Here is an 18666-nt window from a genome sequence, read left to right as displayed (position 1 = left end):
ATGGACATCAATGATCGTACCTTTGACGCCGTCAAAGCAGTTCTCGTGAAGACACTCGGCATCGAGGACCGGGCCGGCACGCTCAATCGGTCGACCGCCTTGTTCGGCAGTATGCCCGAGCTTGACTCTTTCGCGGTCCTTGAACTGCTCACCTCACTCGAGGAGCAGTTCGGGTTCGAAATCGACGGCAGCGAATTTACGGGCGACATCCTTGAGACCGTCGGCTCTCTCACGGATTTCGTCGCGACAAAAACCACACTTCACCGCGATGCGCCTCTCCTCGCCGGTTGAATAGCCGGTCCGATGGCGCGGGGCGCTTGCGCCTCGCAACTCTTACGGCTCGCGGATGCTTTCATCCAAACCACGAAGCAGCGGATACAGGAAATAGGAGATCACGCTGCGCCGCCCGACCTTCAGTTCGGCGGTGACCGCCATGCCGGGGATCAACTGGACTCGATCCTCCGGCAGCCGAAGATGCGTATCGGTCAGGTCGACCAGAACGCGATAGTATGGCGCGGTATGGCGCGCGGCTTCGCTCTTGGGATCTGGGGAAAATGAGTCCTGGCTGATGACGCGGACCGCGCCGGATCCGGTCCCGTATTTCTGAAACGGGAACGCCTCGAACTTGATCCGTACCGGCTGGCCCACCGCCACCTGGCCGATGTCCCTGCCCTCGACATTGACCTCTGCCTGCAGCGGCACATCACGGGGGACGAGCACGAACAACGTCTCGGCCTCGCGAACCACCGAACCGACGGTGCGATTGGCGATCTCCAGCACGATGGCGTCGGCCGGCGCCCTCAAAGCGATCAATTGACGGCGGAGCTCCACCTTCTTGAGGTCTTCCGCCGCGCTGTCTCGCTTGGCGAGCGCTTCGACCAGATCCTGATAGGCCGTCTTGCGAAAGTCCTCGGCGAACACCTTCTGGTCCGCCTGGGACTTGTCGACGCGATGCTTGTAGTCCGCAATATTTCCGCGGACACGCGCCAGATTGCTTTCGACCTCCAGCCGAGCATCGCGGGAGAGCAGCAGGTTCAGCTTCGAGCCAACCTCCTTGTCCATCAAAGTGCTGCGCATGGTCTCGATCGACCTCATGGTTTCGAGCCGCTGCACCAAAACCGCTTCCTCGTCTTGCGCAGTCTTCAGGTTGGCGCGCGCGGATGCGATCTGCGCATCATAATTCTGCATCTGCGCCTCGTAGGACGACCTCCGCTGCAGGAACATCTTGCGCTGCAGGGCCTGCTCGGCATTTGCAGGGTCAGCCGCTGCGTACTCGCGGCCATCCAGCTCGGCCCGAAGCCGATTGATCGACGCATCAAAAACGGCAACCTTGTTGCGCAACTGGTCAAGGTCTGCCTGGGAAAATGTCGGGTCGAGGGTCGCCAGCAGATCCCCCTGATTCACCCGGTCGCCAGCCTTGACGTGGATTTCGCGGATGACCGAGGTCTCCAGTGGCTGCACGACGAGATTGGGATGTGTGGTGATCAGCTTGCCCTGCGCCGTGACGATCATGTCGACCTGCGAACCTGTCGCCCAGCCGATCGCCGCGAGAATGAGCGCGACAACGCAGTAAAGGGTCAAGCGCGCCACCCGCGGAGGCGTTTGCTGCTCGATCTCGATCGCGTCAGACTGGAACTCCCTCACCACATCCGGGCGCCGGGCGGCAGGTCTGAACAGCCGCCTCCGACGCCGCTCGACCGTTTTGAGCTTGGCTCGGCGGCCATCGGCGCTCGCATCAGCACGCGATCCGTCTGCTGTTGTCATGCGATGTGCTTCGTCTGCTGATTCCAAAGATGGCGGTAAATGGTGCATTTCGACAGCAGCCGATCATGATGATCCACATCGACGATCCGCCCCCGATCGATCACCAGGATCTGGTTCGCGTCGGACAGCATCGAGAGGCGGTGCGAGACAATGATGACGGTCCGCCCCTCCGCGATGCGGCGCAGATTGCGCCGAATGATCATCTCGCTCTCGGAATCGAGCGAGCTAGTTGCCTCATCGAGGATCAGAATACGCGGGTTCACAATGAGCGCCCTCGCGATTGCGAGCCGTTGCTTCTGCCCGCCCGACAGATTCGAAGCATTCTCCTCGAGCATGGTGTCGAACCCACGCGGCAGCCGCTCGATGAATTCGTCGGCTCCTGCAAGCTGAGCCGCCCGCACCACTTCGGCAAACGTGGCATCCCGCTTGACGCAGGCGATATTGTCGCGAACCGTGCCACGGAACAAAAAATTGTCTTGAAGAACCAGCCCGAGATTCCGGCGCAGATGCACGAGATCGAGCTCCCGGGAATCGTAGCCGTCAATGCGCAGCAAGCCCTGCTGCACCGGATACATCCCGGAGATCAACCGCGTCAGCGTCGTCTTGCCGGAGCCGCTCCGCCCGACGATCCCGAAGATGGAGCCTGGAGCGATCGAGAAGGAAACATCATCGAGCGCCGGCGCGCCATCGGGCCCATAGCGGAACGAGACATTTTCGAACTCGATCTTGCCCACCACCTCGGGAGCCAGTCCGTCGCGATTGCCATCGCGCTCCGGCTTCTGGTTCATCACCTCGCCTAGCATCTTAACCGAAAGCGCAACCTCCTGATATTCGTGGACCATCGTCACGAGCTGGACCAGGGGCCCCGAGACGCGGCCCGCAAGCATATTGAAGGCGACCAGCGCACCTATGGTCATTTCGCCGCTGAAGACATCGAGCGCGCCCAGGGAGATGATCCCGAGCGTCATCACTTTCTCCAGAAATCCGGTGATCGCCTGAGCTCCGGCGGAAATCTTCTCGACGCCGAAACGCATGGTCACCGACTGCGCGCAGCGATCGTCCCAGACCTTGCCCTGTCGTGGTTCCATGGCGAGCGACTTGACCGTGCGCATGCCGTGCACGGTCTCGACCAGAAGGGCCTGGCGGGCGCCCTCCGCCTGGTAAAGATCGTACAGGCGACGTCTGAACGGCCCCATCAGCAGCACGACAACGAGTCCGCTTGCGCCGGTGAATGCCAGCACCACGCATGTCAGTTTGACGCTATAGAGCGCCAGCACGGGCACGAAGACGAACAACGAGAGAGCATCGAGCGTGGTCAGGAACAGCCGGCCGGTGAGGAATTCGCGGATTCGTGCAGCCTGCTGCATATGTTTGACCAGGACACCGGCCGAGATGTGCTCGAAGAACGTTACGGGAAGACCGAGCAGGTGACCGAAGGTCTTGGTGGCTACCCTTATGTCAACCTTGTTGGTTGCATAGAGCAGCAGGTAGCGGCGCAGAAATCCGAAGATCGCATCAAACGCCAGCGCGGTGGTCGCCCCGCCGGCGAGCACGTAGAGCGTGGTGAAGCTCTCGTGAACGAGGACCTTGTCGATGACGAGCTGAAAGAAGATCGGAAGAGCGAGGCCCAGCGCGTAGAGCAGGACCGCCGCAATGGCGACATCGGCGAACAGCCGCCATTGACGCAGCAATTCCGGGACGAACCAGCGCAGGCCGAAAGACCTCCGGCCCTCGGATGACGGGCGCTCCCGCTTGATCAGGATCGCGTCTCCGGTCCACCGCGCGCAGAACAGGTCCCGGTCAACGAAAAGCGGCTCGTCCTGACGATCGGCCAACGGATCCAAGACATTGACCGCCTCCGCGCCATCGGGTCCTTGCCCAGCGCCAAGAACGATGATCCAGTTTCCGTTCGTAAGCTGCACAAGAACCGGATAGGCCTCGCCCAGCCGGGACAATGCGCCCCAGTCAATCCGCGTGCCCCGGGCACGCAGGCCGGCTTCCTTGGCCATGCGAAGCAAAAGGCTCAGCGAAATCGGGCTGCCATCGAGCGCATAGGCGTGCTGCAGGCGTTCGGCCGGTAGGTCGATGCCATGGTGGGCGGCGATCCTGGATAGACAATCGAGTGCCGTTCGTGGGACCGCACCCGCTTCGTCGGGCGTCGAGGGCGGCGCTTCCGCGGCAGCGGCGACCTCGATCTCAGCGGAAATTGCTTGAGACATTCGGAGACCGTGGAGGGGTGGTCGGAGTTGTCGGACCGCGCTCGGCTGACAACGTAGTGGGTGACGATCCGGGCGGCGTCCTCGGCTGGTTGCGCCGGACCACGCCGGCGTCCACCAATCCCTGAAGAGCATTCTGCATCACGTCGACCGAATTGGCGAAGGCCTCGACCGAAAAGATCAGGCGCTGGCAGAGCACCCGCCTTGGCGCGTTGTTGGCGTCGCGTTCTGTCGGAGAAAGTGTGACCAGATCAACCCGAACGATCGAGCCGCCGACCGTGATCTCGTCCACTCCATCCGTATAGAGTTCAGCGTGCATTCCGTCACCTCTATGCAGCGAGCTGTGGCTTGAAGACCACATCAACCCCGTAGCTCGAGGAGTTGAAACTGTTGGTCGGGAAGAGGCTCGAGCTGCCGTATGCATAGACACCGTTGCCGCCGCTGCTCGAGCTGGAAGGAGCGGTCAGAGGACCGTTCGTGAGCGCCGTCGCGAACAGATTCGGATCGACGGAGTATTCGCCGGTGTTGGTGTGATAGGAGGCCACATAGGTTGTGCCCGCGGTGATCGCGACCGGCGTCGCGAAATTCACCTGTTGCCACCCGCTCGGCGTCTCGTTGGTAAACGTTGCGGTCGCCAGCAGCGTGCCAGTCGAGCTCCAGAGATCGGCAACATGCGTTCCGGTGTTCTGCGGCCCCTTGTAGAAGCGCAGTCCAGTGATCTGCCCGTTCTGCGAGGAAGTGAATTTCACGCCAAGCTCGACCGCGTTGGAATCGTTCGCAGTCACGATGCTCGGAGTGCTCGTCGGACTGAACAGGCTGGCCGTCGTCGGATCGTTGACGAGAAGGTAGGCGTTGGCCGACCCCACCCCTCCCCCACTGTCGGTGATCGAATAGGAGAAGCTCGCCGTGCCAGTGTAACCGGAGCTTGGCGTGAAGGTCACTGATTGCGAATTCGGGTCGTAACTGACGCTGCCATTGCTCCCGTTGCTGACGCTCTTGATCGACATCGTCAGCCCGTTGGGGTCGGTATCGTTCGCGAGCAAGGTCGACGCAGATATCGTGATCGAGCCGTTTTCGCCAACGACAAAGCCGCTGTCGTCATGGGCGACTGGAGGCAACAGAGTCTTGGTGTAAACCACATCGACCCAATAGTTGCTCTCATTGCCCGAAGTATTGGCCGGGAAGATGCTGCCCGAACCGTAGCTGTAGACTCCGTTGACGCCCGCTTGCGCGGTCAGGTCACCACTCACCGCCGGGCTGGTGAAATAATTGGAATCCATGGAGTAGAAGCCACTTGTGTGGTACGAGGCCACATAAGTCGTGCCAGCGGTGATACTCACCGGTGTTGCGAAATTGACCTGTTGCCAGCCGCTCGCCGTCTCATTGCTGAAGGTCGCGGTGGCCAACAGCGTCCCGTTTGAGCTCCAGAGGTCCGCAACATGCGTTCCGGTATTCTGTGCCCCCTTGTAGAAGCGGAGGCCGGTAATCACTCCGCTCGCGTCGGCGGTGAACTTCACCCCCAGCTCCACCGAACTTGCATCATTCACGTTTTGTATGCTCGGGGTGGAAGACAAGGAGAACAGCGTCTCGGCAGAGGGGTCATTGACGAAAAGCGAGACGGCAGCCGAGGCTGTGCTCCCACCGGTATCGCTGATCGTATATGTGAAGCTCGCGGGCCCGGTATATCCGGCCGTAGGCACGAACGTCACGGTCTTCGCGTTGGGATCATAGGAGACCGTCCCATTCGTTTGATTGCCGACACTCGCGATTGAGATCGGTAGGCCAGCCGTATCAGTATCGTTGGCAAGGAGCGTCGAGGCCGCGATCGATATCGAGCCATTCTTGTTGACCACAAAGCCGCTGTCGCCATTGGCAATCGCCTTAGCCGTTCCGTTGAAGACGACGTCGACCCAATAGTTCGTGGAATTGAAGCTGTTGGTCGGGAATATCTGGTTCGTACCGTAGGCGTACACGCCGTTAGTGCCGGTCAGCTCGCCGTTGACCACAGGGTTTGCGAAATAATTTGGACTATCCGAATAGTTGCCGCTGGCGGTGTGATATGAAGCGACATATGTCGTACCGGCGGTGACAAACACCGGGTTCGCGAAATTGATCTCCTGCCACCCGCTTGCGGTCTCGTTGGTGAAATTCGCCGTCGCCAGCAGCGTTCCCGTCGAGCTCCACAGATCCGCGATATGAGGCCCGGTGTTCGCCGATCCCTTGTAAAAGCGGATCCCTGTAATGTACCCGCTTGTAGATGCGGTAAACTTGACGCCGAGCTCAACAGCACTTGAGTCATTGGAGTTGACCTGGCTCGGCGTATCGTTGGTCCCGAACAGGCTTTGCGCGGAAACCGGATAGGTTACATTGATCGATGCCTGGCCAGATCCTGTGGCGCCGCTGGTATCCGAAACCGTGAAGGTAAAGTCTGCCGCACCGGCGTATCCGGCATTTGGCGTAAAGGTGACCGTTTGCGTGCTGGCGTTGTAACTTACCGTCCCATTGACGGGGTTGCTGACGCTCGCGAGCGATAGCGGCAGGCCCTTCGGATCAGTGGCATTAGCCAGCAGCGTCGACGCGGCGATCGTCAAAGTCCCGTTCTCGGCAACCGTGAAGCCGCCGACGTTCTTCACTTGAGGATTCTGGCTAGAGTCGTTGAAAACGACATCGACCCAATAATTATCTCCCGTCGACGGAACATTGTTCGGAAAAACACTGCCGGATGAATATGCGAAAAGCCCGTTTTGACCGCTCGCTATTGCCGAGAGGGATCCGTTGGTCGGGTTTTGCAGGGTGTCGAAATAGTAGGGCGTATCCGAGTATCCGCCATTCGTCATATGGTACGAAGCGACATAGGTCGTGCCTGCAGTGATGTTCACCGGGCTTGAAAAATTGACCTGCTGCCAGCCGCTGGCGGTCTCGTTAGAGGACGTGGCGGTCGCGAGCAAGGTACCGGTCGCGCTCCACAGATCGACCACATGGGTCCCGGTGTTCGTCGATCCCTTATAGAAGCGGATCCCGGTGATTTGACCGTTGGTGCTTGAAGTGAACTTAAAGCCAACTTCCACCGCGTTTTTATCAGCCGCGTCCGCCGTAGCAGGCGTCGCACTCGCACTAAATAGGCTCAGCGCTGTGGAGGGCGCCGCGGTGTACGACACGCCCGAACCGGGCGTCTCAAGATTGATGCTGTCGTCAACGGCGCGCGATTGGATCGTATACGTCCCGGGCGCTGGCGCATTAAAAGTGTAGCTCCAATTTTCGCTGGCCGCGCCGACCGGACTGCTTGCAGGGTGCCAGGTCTTCCCACCGTCTGTCGAGACATAGACGCCCGCAATTACGCCGCCACCACTGTCCGTAGCAGTGCCCGTAACTGTGACCGACTGTCCCTCGACGGGCTTGGTGCTGGAGACGCTTGAGATCGTTGACGTGGGCGCCGTGTGATCAGTCGATGCAGTTGCGATCTTAAGGCTCGCTTGCAGCGTTGTCGGCTGAACTCCCATGTCGGCGAACAGGTTCACCGTCGCCTGCTGAACGTTCAGGTCCGGCGTAGAGCCTCCCCAACTTGTTCCGAATATTTGATTGGAAAGGCCCCACGACCAGAACACCGTCCCCGCTCCGAAAACGAGAGCGCCGCTAACAGGGTCGCGGTATTCGACGAGGTTATGCGTTGCGGTGCCGGACGTATCGATGTTGCCAAATTCGGTATTGTAAGACCCCGACGTCGTCAGGGTCGTCGAGGAGAGGTCTACGAGACCGATGGGCTGAAAGCCGTTGTCCGGAGCGGAATCCCATTCATAACCAAGAAGATCTGACGACAATGTTGCGGTGTGGCCAGGCGTCGTGTTGGCAACACTGGTGTTGCGCCAGACCCGAAGCAGGGTCTGACCGTAGGGAATCGTGATCGCCGCAAGGTTGGGGACTTGGTCAACCTGGAAAACAGTGCCGGTCAGCGCGTTTGACGGCATACCGGCGCCGCCCCAACTGGTCGGAGCTTCAAACGAACCGGTCCCCTGCCCACTCGGATTGACCAACTTTTGGAAATGACTGTCCTTATAAGTGACGAGCGTTCGATTGGCGGTGTTGCTGCCGTCGATACTCGGTGCGAACTGCGTTTGCCAGAAGATCTCGTTGCCGCTCATGAATGCGAGATTGACGCCGGCATTCACCGCTGCCTGGACATTCGCGACCTGACTGTCCGTCCAGTACTCGTCGTGGCCGACATCCATGAAGATCTTGTGGTTAAGCAGCAAAGATCCGTTGGTGGCAGTATCCATGCCGGAAATGTACGAGACGTCGTAACCATTCTGTTCCAGCCAATAGATCGCCGAATATTCCGCACCCCATACGGTATCCTGCACCCCCGACTCGGCACCGGAGCTGTCATACGTCGTGATGGGACGATTGTAGCTGACCGCATAGGCCGCCCCGGCTCCACCCTGCGGACCACCGGCGGACGGGCCGTTTCCGCCGTATAGATTGGCGCCGCCCCACCCGTTGTAGGCCTGCCAGGTCTCGTCGTCCGTTTGAAAGACGATGTCGCTCGTGGAGCTGGGATTCTTCACGACAAACGGAATCTGGAAAACCTGACTGCCCTGGACCACGTTCGCGATATAGACACCTGAAACAGCAGTGCTGGGAATATTCCAGGAATCGGTGACGCTCCAGTTGCCGGCGTCGACCTCACCCGTCGCAGGATTGGTGATCGGCGCAGGCTGGACGACCGATGTCGTATGCTGCAGGGTGGTGATGAGGCGCGCGCCATCTCCACCGTAATATCCGAGCCGGTAGATCTGGATCTGATAGTTCGGGTTACCCGTCAGATTATCGATCTTGAACTGCACCGTACCACCGACGTTGGTACTGATCGCAGTCGTGAATCCCTCGAGCTTCGTGGAATCCTGGCCCGGGCTGATCTGCCAAACGCTCTGAGGCGTCCCCGGCAGCGAGTTCTCGAGCGAGATGGGATTAGTGTTGGATGGATCGGCGACAAGAGTTCCGCCTTGGCCATCGCTCGCGAAAATCCAGTTCGGATCCTGACCGGAGAACTGCAGCGTGATGGTCTTGGAGCCGTTGCTGAAATCGACTGAGCTGATGTTTGTGGCGCTATCATAGTGGACGGACGCCGACATCGACGAGGTGAACGCGAGGTCCTTCAAGTCGATCAGATCGTTCGGCGAAAGCGGTGTGGTGGGCGACGCGCTTCCAATCACACCGTGGAAATTGGCCGAATGATCGAGGATGAGCTCACCATTGCTGGTAGCGAAAGTCACCGTTGCCGTAGAGGCGCCTCGGATCTCGAGGACGGCATTGTTTGCAATTTGGAAAGAGCCTGAACCGCCCGTAGCGGACTGAGGGTTATTCTGTGCCGGAGCCACCAATTTGGGTCCGACTAAATCGAGGCTTTGTATCAGAGACGCGGGTTTCGGGCTCACCAAATCCGGAGGCGTGCTCGAACCTATATGGTGTCGCGGCAAATTGGTGTCCGGTTCGGTCGAACCGGTCGCCTCGGCTCCGGCGACTGCGGAATGTGCGAGAATCGTCGAAGCCGAAATGTCGATATCCGCCGGGCCCATCCCGTCACGCACAGCCGCCGCCGGCCGATCAGCGATCTGGGTTGCGACTTTGGCCCAAACATCCGCTCGCCCAGGCGCATGCTGGGCGATCACATCGCTCGGATCGACGGCGGCCGATGCGGCCGTCGAGTTCACAGATGAAAGACCCGCTTCCAGCAGCAAGGCCACGGCCACGGGCGTAACGGAGCCGACGCTGTCAGCCGCATCCGACGCTGCAGAGGCCCGACAGGGCGCGTCGGGACCAACAACCAGCAGCACCTCTCCGGTCAATGTCTGGTCCAAGCTGCGATAGCGCAGCAACGAAATCTGACCGCACGCACTGGCGTTCGGACGAAACGTCAATCCACACAATTGGGCGGCGGTGATCGCCTGACCACCAGCAACGGCCGTTATTCCGTCGGCCAGGAACAGCGACCCGTTCGACGGCAACTCCGCAATCTCGATGGTGCTATCAGCGGTTAAACCGTTGGGAAGATCGGCCAACAGCGACAGCGGCAGGCGCCCGAAGTTCCGTGGGACATAGATGCGCGCGCCCTGCCAGGGTGTCGACCTTCCAACCTCAACGGACGGATCCGAATAGCTCAATTCGGCAAGCTCGGCAGCCGTCAGAGTATCGCCAATGGCGACCTGCGTGAGGCCGTCCGCTTTCAGCACCGCACCGGCAGGCGGCAAGCCGGTCACCGTAACGGCCAAATCATCGAGCGTATAATTTACCTCCGAAGACGACAGAGCCTGGACATTCGCATCGAACAATGCATCTGGCTTCTGTCTCAACATGGCAAAGCCCTCTATTCGAACCGGCCTTCAAATATTTAATACCGTATTAAATCAAAGGTCAATTCATTTAATTTAAATTATTTAACGACAGCCCGCGACATGACCGCTTTCTTGTCCTCGACGCGCGAGGACGAGCTGGCAATCTCGACCAAATATCTGCCGTAGCTGGTCTTTACCAACGACCTCGCCGCCGCCATCACCTGATCACGATCGATAAATCCCTGCCTGAATGCAATTTCTTCTAGGCACGCAACCTTCATCCCCTGCCTGGTTTCAAGCGTCTGGACGAAACTCGCCGCCTCGATCAGCGACTCGACCGTGCCGGTATCGAGCCAGGCAAAGCCGCGACCCATGCGCTCGACGTGAAGGGCATCACTCGCAAGGTAACGCATTTGAAGATCCGTGATTTCCAGTTCCCCCCGCGCCGAGGGCTCGACATGCCGGGCATAGCGCACGATGCGATTGTCGAAGAAATACAGACCCGTAATGGCCCAGTTCGAGACCGGGTTCTTCGGCTTCTCATCGATCCGCACCGGCCGGTCCGCTTCATCGAAAGTGACCACTCCATATCTCTCGGGGTCGCGGACGTGATAGGCGAACACCGTGGCCCCTTCCTCGCGACGGACCGCCCGCGCCAGCAATTCAGGCAAGCCGTGCCCAAAGAAGATATTGTCACCGAGCACCATGGCCACGCGGTCGCCGCCGATGAAATCGGCTCCGATGATGAAGGCCTCGGCAAGGCCTGCGGGACGCGGCTGTTCGGCGTAGCTCAGCCTGATGCCCCACCGGCTGCCATCGTCCAGAAGCCGCTCGAACTGGGACCGGTCTGCAGGCGTCGTAATGACAAGGATGTCGCGGATACCGGCCAGCATCAAAGTCGAGAGCGGATAATAGATCATCGGCTTGTCGTAGATCGGAAGCAACTGCTTGCTCACCGCGTGTGTGATTGGATAGAGCCGCGTTCCGCTCCCGCCCGCCAAAACGATTCCCTTCAACATCGGCCTCCTCCTTCGACCTATTGGTCGAGACACGAATGCCTGTTCGCGCAAAGGCTACGCATACGAGCAGCCGCACGTCCCCTTCGCGCTCCGACTCCACCTCGACGCGCTTGCCGAAAATGGGTGAGTGCCGTGCGCCGGCAGATCAGCTCGTTGAAATCTCTCACAAAAGTATCTGTGATCACCTGAGAGCCGCCTCGTCCTGATCGGTTTGACGTCGAGGATCGCCAAAGATCGCAGTCCAGCATCAGCAATGCCTCTGTCAGCGCGCCATCGGACCATGGCGGACACGACTTCCCGTGCGCACCGCGGCGGGTTTTAAATTCGCATTAAATACGTCCGCAACGACATTCCGGTAAAAACAAGTTCCGTGATCGAGCATGGCAGGCTGGGCAGCATCTCCAGGGATTGGTCTATCGACACCGCTCGATCAAATTAAGCATCGTATATTTAATTTGGACACCTGCAATTTTATCGGATATATTTCTATTAAATGCAAGAGAGTATCTGCCGGAGCGTCGATCGACATTCGGCAGTCCTTAATGGTTTGGCCGGGCCCGCGGCCGAACGCGTTTGACAAGCGGCGCAAGCGAGCACCCAATGCTTCAGAGGAATATACTGCAGACCGACAGAGCGATTATGTCGTCCAACGGCGGAGCACTGAGCAGTCAGACCGAAGATGGCGTCGGCGCTCTTGTCAACTTCACGCTTGGATTCCTTAGACGTCAATACCTGGTGATCATCCTCACTGCCGCGCTCGCGATGGCGGGCTGCGTGATCTACTTAAAGATCACTCCGCCGACCTATACAGCTCAGGTTCAGATCCTGCTTGCCAACAACAAGGCGCAATTCGTCCAGCAACAGTCGCTGGTCGCGGAGCCAACCTTCGATCTCAGCCAGATTGAAACGCAGCTTCAGATCCTCAAATCGAGGGGCATCGCAGTCGCCGTTATCAATAAGCTCGACCTGGCAAATGATCCCGACTTAAACCGGCCTGGATCTCCGCTCCTATCGTTGTTGCACCAGCTTCGCGTCTGGATTGCGCCTCCTCCGGAGCGCCCACAATCGAGCACTCCTGACCAACCTCCCGAAGCAGTGATCAATGCATTTCAAGACAGGCTCGGAGTTGGCCGGGTGAGTGTCAGCAATGTGATCGAGTTGAGCTATAGCGCCAGTACAGCCCAACGGGCGGCCGAAATCGTCAATGCAATTGCCAAGGCCTACATCGCCGACCTCGTAAGCGCTAAGTCCGAAGCCAATCGCAGCGCAACGGGTTGGCTGCAGGAGAGGCTTCGCGCCCTTGGCGAGCAGGCGCTCGCAGCCGAACGCGCCGTCAGCGCCTACAAATCCCAGCACAACATCGTGTCGCCAGGGGGAAAGCCGATCGATGACCAGCAGATCACAGACCTCAACAGCCGATTGGTGGCAGCTCGTGCGCAATCCGCCGATATTCTGGCCAAGTTGAACCGTTACGAAGCAATCCTTCGCGTCAATTCAGAGAACTCGCAAACCATCGGGACCTTGGATGCGGCGAGCGTAGACACCCTGAACAGCCCAATTATCACCAATCTCCGCCAACAATATCTCGAACTAGCAAGGCGCGAGAGTGAGTGGTCGGCCCGGTTCGGACATAACCATATGGCCGTCGTTAATCTGCGGATGCAGATGCAGCAGCTTCGCACGTCCATTCTCGACGAGGTCAGACGGCTCGCAGAGATCAGTCGAAGCGAGCTCGAGGTCGCCAAGCAAAAGCAGCAGGACGTTGAAAGACAACTGGCCGGCGCAGTCTCTCAGTCCCGCTCAACGAGTTCCGCCGAGCTGACGATACGGGAGCTGGAAACCCGGGCGAAGGAATTGCGCAACCTGTATGAAACCTTCCTGCAGCGTTACATGGGCTCGATGCAGCAGGAGAGCTTTCCTGTTTCGGAAACGCGAGTGATCTCTCCCGCCTCACCTCCGCAGAATAAGAGCAAGCCAAAGCCGCATCTCGTCATGGCATTCGGCGCGATTGGCGGCCTCGTGTTCGGAATCGGCCTGGGCTTCCTCAGGGAGATAATGGACCGCGTCTTTCGGACGCCCACGCAGCTCGAGGGCACGCTCGATCTGCCGTGCCTGACGCTGGTGCCCCGGCTCCGTGATCTGAATGTCACCAAGCAGACCGTTTCTTCACGCAATTCTTGTAACGAGGTGGGGCCCCGCCTGCTTTCAAACCGTTCGGCAGTTCACCGGGCCATTGTTGGCATGCCTTTGTCGCGCTTCGTTGAGGCAATCCGCTCGATCAAGCTCGCGATCGACCTCAATCCCGGCAGAGGTTCCAATCACGTGATCGGTATCACCTCGGCCCTCCCGAATGAGGGCAAGACTACGATTGCTGCCTCACTCGCCGAGCTTATCGGGCACAGCGGCAAGAAGGTCCTCATTGTCGACTGCGATTTGAGGAATCCGTCGCTCTCCGCCAGCCTTGCTCCTGATGCCTCTGCCGGCCTCGTCGAAGTCCTCAACGGCACCCACTCAGTGGAGGAAACCCTCTGGCGAGATCCCAAGACCAATCTGGCATTTCTCCCGGCCGTGTTGCGGAGCCCCCTCTTCCATACCAGCGAGATCCTTGCGGATGACGCCATCCGCAACCTGTTCGATGGATTGCGGGCGAGTTATGATTACATCATCGTCGACCTGCCGCCGCTGACGCCGCTCGTCGATGTTCGCGTGACGGCTCCGCTCATCGACTCGTTCATTCTGGTGGTCGAATGGGGACGCACGAAAATTGACGTCGTCCAACATGCCCTGCACACCGCGCCAACCATCTGTGAGTGCCTGATCGGAACGGTCCTCAACAAGACCGATATCAAGGCCATGGCCCGCTACGATAGCTACTGCAGCGATTACTACAGCGATAGCCACTACGTTCATTATGGCCTCTCCGGTTCCAAGGCGAGCGCCATGAGAACGAGTTTCAACAAAAGGGGATAGTTGAAAGCAACCCCCCCTCTCTATTCCATGAGCCGAAGAGCGTAACCGTGGGATCATCACGCTCCAGGGAGATTGGGAGGAATATTGGGAAGATGCGCATGCCTCCTAGCCGATAGCGTCGCTCGTGATCTCGTCTTCACCGGGAATGGCGGCTTTGCGATCGTGGACATGGGTGAGCGGCAATAGTCCCGCCCGTTCCAAGACGCTGCGGAGATACAGGCCGCCACCATAGCCGGTCTGGAGAGCGCATTGGCTCGTCGGCAGCCGCACCAGGCCATCAGAGCTGCCACTGAGGATGAAAGAGACCAGGTCCTCACAGAAGACCAAAGCGGCCAAGACCACCAGTGTTTGGACGCGGAAAAGAGCGCCAGCGATCAGTCCTACGACAACATAGAGGATCAGAGCCGACATGGGCCCTCCCGAAAAGCGGCTTGCGTCAGCGGCGGCGGAAAGCCGAAAAAGATCAAAAATTATTTCCGTCACAAACTTTAATTCGGGAATATGATGGCCTTGATTTATTAAATGTAGATTAATAGAGTTCTAATTTATTTAATGCACGGATTATCCTCACGCGCCGGTTCGGACGATGAATTTTGTCAGCCGCCATGCAGCAGTGAACGTCCCAAGCGAGGTCGTCTCTCGCACTTTTGCTCCTCGCCTACAACCCGAGCAAAAATGGCCGATCCGATATCGCTCGATCGAGACGCTTGCGATCTCGATCGACCTTGCCGCGATCCTTTTGGCCAGCCTCCTTTCCGCCTTGCTATATCCGATTGACGATGGCGGGACCCTGGCCCATGTCGGCAAAGCCCTCGGCTCGGCCATTGTGGTGGCGTCGCTGTTCGTTTCCTTGCTAAAGATCTACGGCAGATACAAGCCGACAGAACTCCTGGTTTTCCGTGACCAGATACGCGTCGCTGGCCTCGCTTGGACGTTCGCGCTCCTTCTGCTCGCCGCTGCGGTGGGTGCGCTCAACTTCGGCCAGCAGCTCTTCCATGGAACCAATCTCATTTTCATCCTGCTTGGGTTCATCCTGCTGATCGCGGACCGAGCCGCGATCAGAGCTCTGATCATGAAGGGTCTCAGCGGCAGAAAATTTGCGGGCGGCAAGGTTGTCCTCATCACCGACCGTTCGCAATCGCAGGACTCCGGCTTGGCGCAGGCCCTGGCGACGTTCGGGTTCTCAATCACCGGATGCTTCAGTTTGCCGCCGCCGCACGCTGGGTCGGGTTACCGCAAACGATTCAGTTCCCGTGTCATCGAACATATTCGCGGCTCGGATATAGAGGAGATTGTCCTGGAGGCGGATGCCAATAGGTGGCACGAGCTGCGGAAGTTCGTCGCCGATTTGCGGGTTCTGCCCTTTCCTGTGGTCTTCGTCCCCATCGGGGTGGCGTCGGAGATTTTGAAGCGACCCACGCGGGGCCTAGGGCACGCAATATGCGTCGAACTACAGCGCGAACCACTTTCTCTCGTAGAGTGCGCGGCCAAGCGGCTCACTGACCTGCTTGGCGCGGGATTGACCTTGATCATGCTCTCGCCGCTGCTCGCAGCAGTCGCTGTTGCCATCAAGCTGGATTCACGCGGACCTGTCCTTTTCAAGCAACAGCGTTGCGGGTTCAACGGCCGCAGCTTTGGCATCTACAAATTCCGCACCATGGTCGTCTTGGAAGATGGCCAATCAATTACTCAGGCCAGACCAGGCGACAGTCGCGTGACGCGCATCGGCAAGTGGCTGCGCCGGACGAGTATCGACGAATTACCGCAGCTACTCAACGTACTCGACGGCAGCATGTCTCTTGTGGGACCTCGGCCTCACGCCGTCGCGCAGGACGGTGAGTTCGACAAGATCGTCCGGAATTATGCCTTCCGCCGCCGTGTCAAACCCGGTCTGACTGGCTGGGCGCAGATACACGGATGCCGAGGGCCGACCCCAACTCCGGCGTTCGTCGAACGACGTGTCGAATATGATCTCTGGTATATCGACAACTGGAGCCTCGGGCTTGATCTTGCGATCTTGCTTCAAACTCCAATCGAGGTTCTGCGCGGACGCAACGCCTACTAGGTACAACTTGCGCAGTCGCGCTTCGGGATTTCCCAATGAGCAACCGGAGGCGTTCACTTCTCGGCTCTCACGCGTGGATACGCGAAAGCATCAAGCGCCCAAGTCTTCAGATGCGATTGTCTCGAGCCGAGTTCTTTGCAGGCCTTTTTATCATAGGCTGCGCCAATGGCTTGGCAGGGAAGATCGTTGCGTCGGCCGATCTGAGGGGATGGGCAAATGCCGCTCTCGGTACATTCGACATCAGCGCGATCGTCCTTGCCTCTTGCATCGCGGGCATAGGGCTCGTGCTCCGTAGCACGGCAGGCAAAATCCGCGCGGCCGACCTCGCGGTTGGCGCCGTACTCTTGTTGCTTGTCACCCTTCCAGTTGCGGCACTGGCTTGGGCAGCCGTCACCGCTCTTAGTCTTTATATTTTGATCTTTGCCAACTTCGACGACTCAGGGCGCCGAGGTGCGGTTATTCTCCTTGCCACGACTGTGCCGATGCTCTGGAGTCGAATGTTGTTTTATTTGTTCGCCAAGCCAATTCTGATGGCGGACGCATCGCTTGTCGCATGGATGCTGGACACGCACAGAACCGGAAACATGCTGGAATTTGCCGATCATTCCGGGACATTGGTGATATTTGAGAGGTGCTCGTCGCTCGCCAACATGTCGCTGGCCCTGCTCTGCTGGGTCACGGTTAGCCAATTGACGCGGCATAAACCAAGTCCGTCAGACTTTCTCTGGTGCTTCCTGGCCTGCGCGAGCGTGGTCGGCGTAAACGTGCTGCGCCTTAGTGTGATGGGATTGAGCCTTTCGCATTACGACGCACTTCACGACCCTTTGGGTGAGAGCATTGTAAACATCGCGACGTTGGGTCTCATCGTGGGAATCAGCTTCTGGGGTGTGAAGGATGATGCGATCTCCTGGCCTTAAGTGGCTTGTCATCCTGGTGCTTCTGCCAACGATCGCATGGAAGTTCGCGATCAAGCCCGGGACTCCGACCGACATCAGCAACGCAATTCTCAAGTTTTTGGATGATCACCAGTTTGAGGCTTCGGTCACAGACAAGTCGGTTGAGTCCACCGGCATCATTGAGGCCACCTCGGACTCCTGCCATTTGTGGGTGGCAAGGGTTTCACCGCTTGGGTTCGAGACGGATCTCGTCCGACGTATAGTAGCGTCGAACGACCATATCTCCTACGTTTTTCGAGGAACGGTGTATAACGAGCAACCGGTGAATCTTACGACCGCCACCTATCTCTGGTCCCGATTTCTTCGCGAGCTCGGTCTCGTGAAACAAATTCCGCCGGTGATTGCTGTCGTTTCGTCGTGCAATGCCGAGCACCTGCCCTGGAGCGAACTGCGCTTCTGATCCAACCTGGGACAACCTGCCATCCGGCGTGCATCCACTTCGCCGGAGGGCTTAATCGGTATCTCCTTCAGGGAATGGTTTCTCTCAGCAACAAGAGGCGACGACGCGGTTGATCAGCGTGCCAGGAATGGTCGCACGGACCGCCGCTAAGATCCAGACCGTTCGAAACCTGAATAGGTCAAGCCGAATTGCGACGGCGCTTTATCAGCCGGTAGACGCCGTAGGCGACAGCGACGCCAGAGAGTCCCGCGCCGGCAATGGGACCGGGCGCGCCATGAACACCCCCATCCTTCCAGTTCGTCGGTGAACCACCTTGATAGACCCAGTGATCCGGTGAAAGGGCCGCGTTATAAAACACATAGCCAGCCGTCGCGATCCCGGATACCGCGAGCAGGATGAGGACAACTTTTAGAATTGAAAACATCTGTTTCCTCCAAATTTTGGATTTATTTTTTATATTTAAAATTAAATAAAAACAACCCGGAACTCAACCTGCCGACGAGAACTGCCCCGAAAGCCGCTGACGAATCCTGCCGTTCCTGAACCGGCAACATGCCGACTTAATGACAAGGATCCACCGCCGGTCTTGCATCTTCACCGGGCCCGGGCGGCCGACCAAATCGTTACCGGCGTCGGTACGCCCGTCGGATCAGGTCCGAGGCCATCCAACTCATTATCAAGATGGGTACGTGGTGACGATCTTCGCGCACAACGGGAACCGCTGGGCGTTTGGGAGTATTCCAAAAGCTGGTTTCGAGATCGCGCGGGCGCAGCAATCTTCTGTGGAGAAGTAGTTCTGCACCTACTCGTCGGCACTTACAAACGACGGAAAGGGCCATTCCAAGAAGATCGTGCGATCGAAGCGCTTTGCGAGATTTATATCGCCTTAAACGGCTCCGAGGTTCAAGCTCCATTACCAGCAGCAGCGCAAAAAGGCGAACAAGCAG

Annotated in this window: 12 protein-coding genes; 5 read left to right on the top strand and 7 right to left on the bottom strand. The window is 58.6% G+C overall.

The window, feature by feature from the left end; genetic code table 11:
• Entirely contained in the window at positions 1–291 is a 291-nt protein-coding gene (locus P6U23_RS12735; RefSeq protein WP_407180096.1) for an acyl carrier protein, read from the top strand.
• Between the two features lie 42 nt (positions 292–333).
• On the opposite strand, the gene P6U23_RS12730 is transcribed toward P6U23_RS12735, so the two are convergent.
• The 5 genes from P6U23_RS12730 to rfbA all read right to left on the bottom strand — a co-directional run bounded on the left by P6U23_RS12730 (position 334) and on the right by rfbA (position 11328).
• Entirely contained in the window at positions 334–1764 is a 1431-nt protein-coding gene (locus P6U23_RS12730; RefSeq protein WP_407180095.1) for an HlyD family type I secretion periplasmic adaptor subunit, read from the bottom strand.
• A complete protein-coding gene (locus P6U23_RS12725) occupies positions 1761–3983 on the bottom strand; it encodes a peptidase domain-containing ABC transporter (protein ID WP_407180094.1) in 2223 nt (740 codons plus the stop codon). The genes P6U23_RS12730 and P6U23_RS12725 overlap by 4 nt, the downstream gene beginning before the upstream one ends.
• A complete protein-coding gene (locus tag P6U23_RS12720) occupies positions 3961–4299 on the bottom strand; it encodes a hypothetical protein (RefSeq protein ID WP_407180093.1) in 339 nt (112 codons plus the stop codon). Before P6U23_RS12720 ends, P6U23_RS12725 begins: the two co-directional genes overlap by 23 nt.
• Before the next feature lie 10 nt (positions 4300–4309).
• Positions 4310–10330, bottom strand: coding sequence for a DUF4082 domain-containing protein (locus tag P6U23_RS12715; protein WP_407180092.1), 6021 nt, complete (start codon positions 10328–10330; stop codon positions 4310–4312).
• A 77-nt stretch (positions 10331–10407) separates the two neighbouring features.
• Positions 10408–11328, bottom strand: a complete 921-nt coding sequence (gene rfbA, locus P6U23_RS12710; RefSeq protein WP_407180091.1) for a glucose-1-phosphate thymidylyltransferase RfbA — start codon at positions 11326–11328, stop codon at positions 10408–10410.
• A 639-nt stretch (positions 11329–11967) separates the two neighbouring features.
• Here rfbA and P6U23_RS12705 point away from each other — a divergent pair.
• A complete protein-coding gene (locus P6U23_RS12705; protein ID WP_407180090.1) occupies positions 11968–14298 on the top strand; it encodes an AAA family ATPase in 2331 nt (776 codons plus the stop codon).
• A 105-nt stretch (positions 14299–14403) separates the two neighbouring features.
• Here the strand turns inward: P6U23_RS12705 and P6U23_RS12700 are convergent, their stop codons facing one another.
• Positions 14404–14709, bottom strand: coding sequence for a hypothetical protein (locus tag P6U23_RS12700; protein WP_407180089.1), 306 nt, complete (start codon positions 14707–14709; stop codon positions 14404–14406).
• A 175-nt stretch (positions 14710–14884) separates the two neighbouring features.
• Here P6U23_RS12700 and P6U23_RS12695 point away from each other — a divergent pair, with 175 nt between their 5' ends.
• The 3 genes from P6U23_RS12695 to P6U23_RS12685 are packed head-to-tail and all read left to right on the top strand — an operon-like array spanning position 14885 to position 17719.
• Positions 14885–16363, top strand: a complete 1479-nt coding sequence (locus P6U23_RS12695; protein ID WP_407180088.1) for an exopolysaccharide biosynthesis polyprenyl glycosylphosphotransferase — start codon at positions 14885–14887, stop codon at positions 16361–16363.
• Between the two features lie 35 nt (positions 16364–16398).
• Complete coding sequence (locus tag P6U23_RS12690; protein ID WP_407180087.1) at positions 16399–17280, top strand: hypothetical protein; 882 nt, start codon at positions 16399–16401, stop codon at positions 17278–17280.
• Positions 17258–17719, top strand: coding sequence for a hypothetical protein (locus tag P6U23_RS12685; RefSeq protein WP_407180086.1), 462 nt, complete (start codon positions 17258–17260; stop codon positions 17717–17719). The genes P6U23_RS12690 and P6U23_RS12685 overlap by 23 nt, the downstream gene beginning before the upstream one ends.
• Before the next feature lie 178 nt (positions 17720–17897).
• On the opposite strand, the gene P6U23_RS12680 is transcribed toward P6U23_RS12685, so the two are convergent.
• A complete protein-coding gene (locus tag P6U23_RS12680) occupies positions 17898–18143 on the bottom strand; it encodes a hypothetical protein (RefSeq protein ID WP_407180085.1) in 246 nt (81 codons plus the stop codon).
• Between the last annotated feature and the right edge of the window lie 523 nt (positions 18144–18666).

Origin of the sequence: Bradyrhizobium sp. STM 3562 (genome assembly GCF_045571435.1) — a bacterium.
Taxonomy (GTDB): Bacteria; Pseudomonadota; Alphaproteobacteria; order Rhizobiales; family Xanthobacteraceae; genus Bradyrhizobium.
The sequence above is the reverse complement of the archived record's forward strand: the minus strand, read 5'-3'. Positions and strand labels throughout refer to the sequence as shown.

Bases quoted from the DNA above. Each gene is read 5' to 3' on its own strand.
- P6U23_RS12735 (WP_407180096.1), top strand. From the start codon at position 1: ATGGACATCAATGATCGTACCTTTGACGCCGTCAAAGCAGTTCTCGTG.
- P6U23_RS12730 (WP_407180095.1), bottom strand. From the start codon at position 1,764: ATGACAACAGCAGACGGATCGCGTGCTGATGCGAGCGCCGATGGCCGC.
- P6U23_RS12725 (WP_407180094.1), bottom strand. From the start codon at position 3,983: ATGTCTCAAGCAATTTCCGCTGAGATCGAGGTCGCCGCTGCCGCGGAA.
- P6U23_RS12720 (WP_407180093.1), bottom strand. From the start codon at position 4,299: ATGCACGCTGAACTCTATACGGATGGAGTGGACGAGATCACGGTCGGC.
- P6U23_RS12715 (WP_407180092.1), bottom strand. From the start codon at position 10,330: ATGTTGAGACAGAAGCCAGATGCATTGTTCGATGCGAATGTCCAGGCT.
- rfbA (WP_407180091.1), bottom strand. From the start codon at position 11,328: ATGTTGAAGGGAATCGTTTTGGCGGGCGGGAGCGGAACGCGGCTCTAT.
- P6U23_RS12705 (WP_407180090.1), top strand. From the start codon at position 11,968: ATGTCGTCCAACGGCGGAGCACTGAGCAGTCAGACCGAAGATGGCGTC.
- P6U23_RS12700 (WP_407180089.1), bottom strand. From the start codon at position 14,709: ATGTCGGCTCTGATCCTCTATGTTGTCGTAGGACTGATCGCTGGCGCT.
- P6U23_RS12695 (WP_407180088.1), top strand. From the start codon at position 14,885: ATGAATTTTGTCAGCCGCCATGCAGCAGTGAACGTCCCAAGCGAGGTC.
- P6U23_RS12690 (WP_407180087.1), top strand. From the start codon at position 16,399: ATGAGCAACCGGAGGCGTTCACTTCTCGGCTCTCACGCGTGGATACGC.
- P6U23_RS12685 (WP_407180086.1), top strand. From the start codon at position 17,258: ATGATGCGATCTCCTGGCCTTAAGTGGCTTGTCATCCTGGTGCTTCTG.
- P6U23_RS12680 (WP_407180085.1), bottom strand. From the start codon at position 18,143: ATGTTTTCAATTCTAAAAGTTGTCCTCATCCTGCTCGCGGTATCCGGG.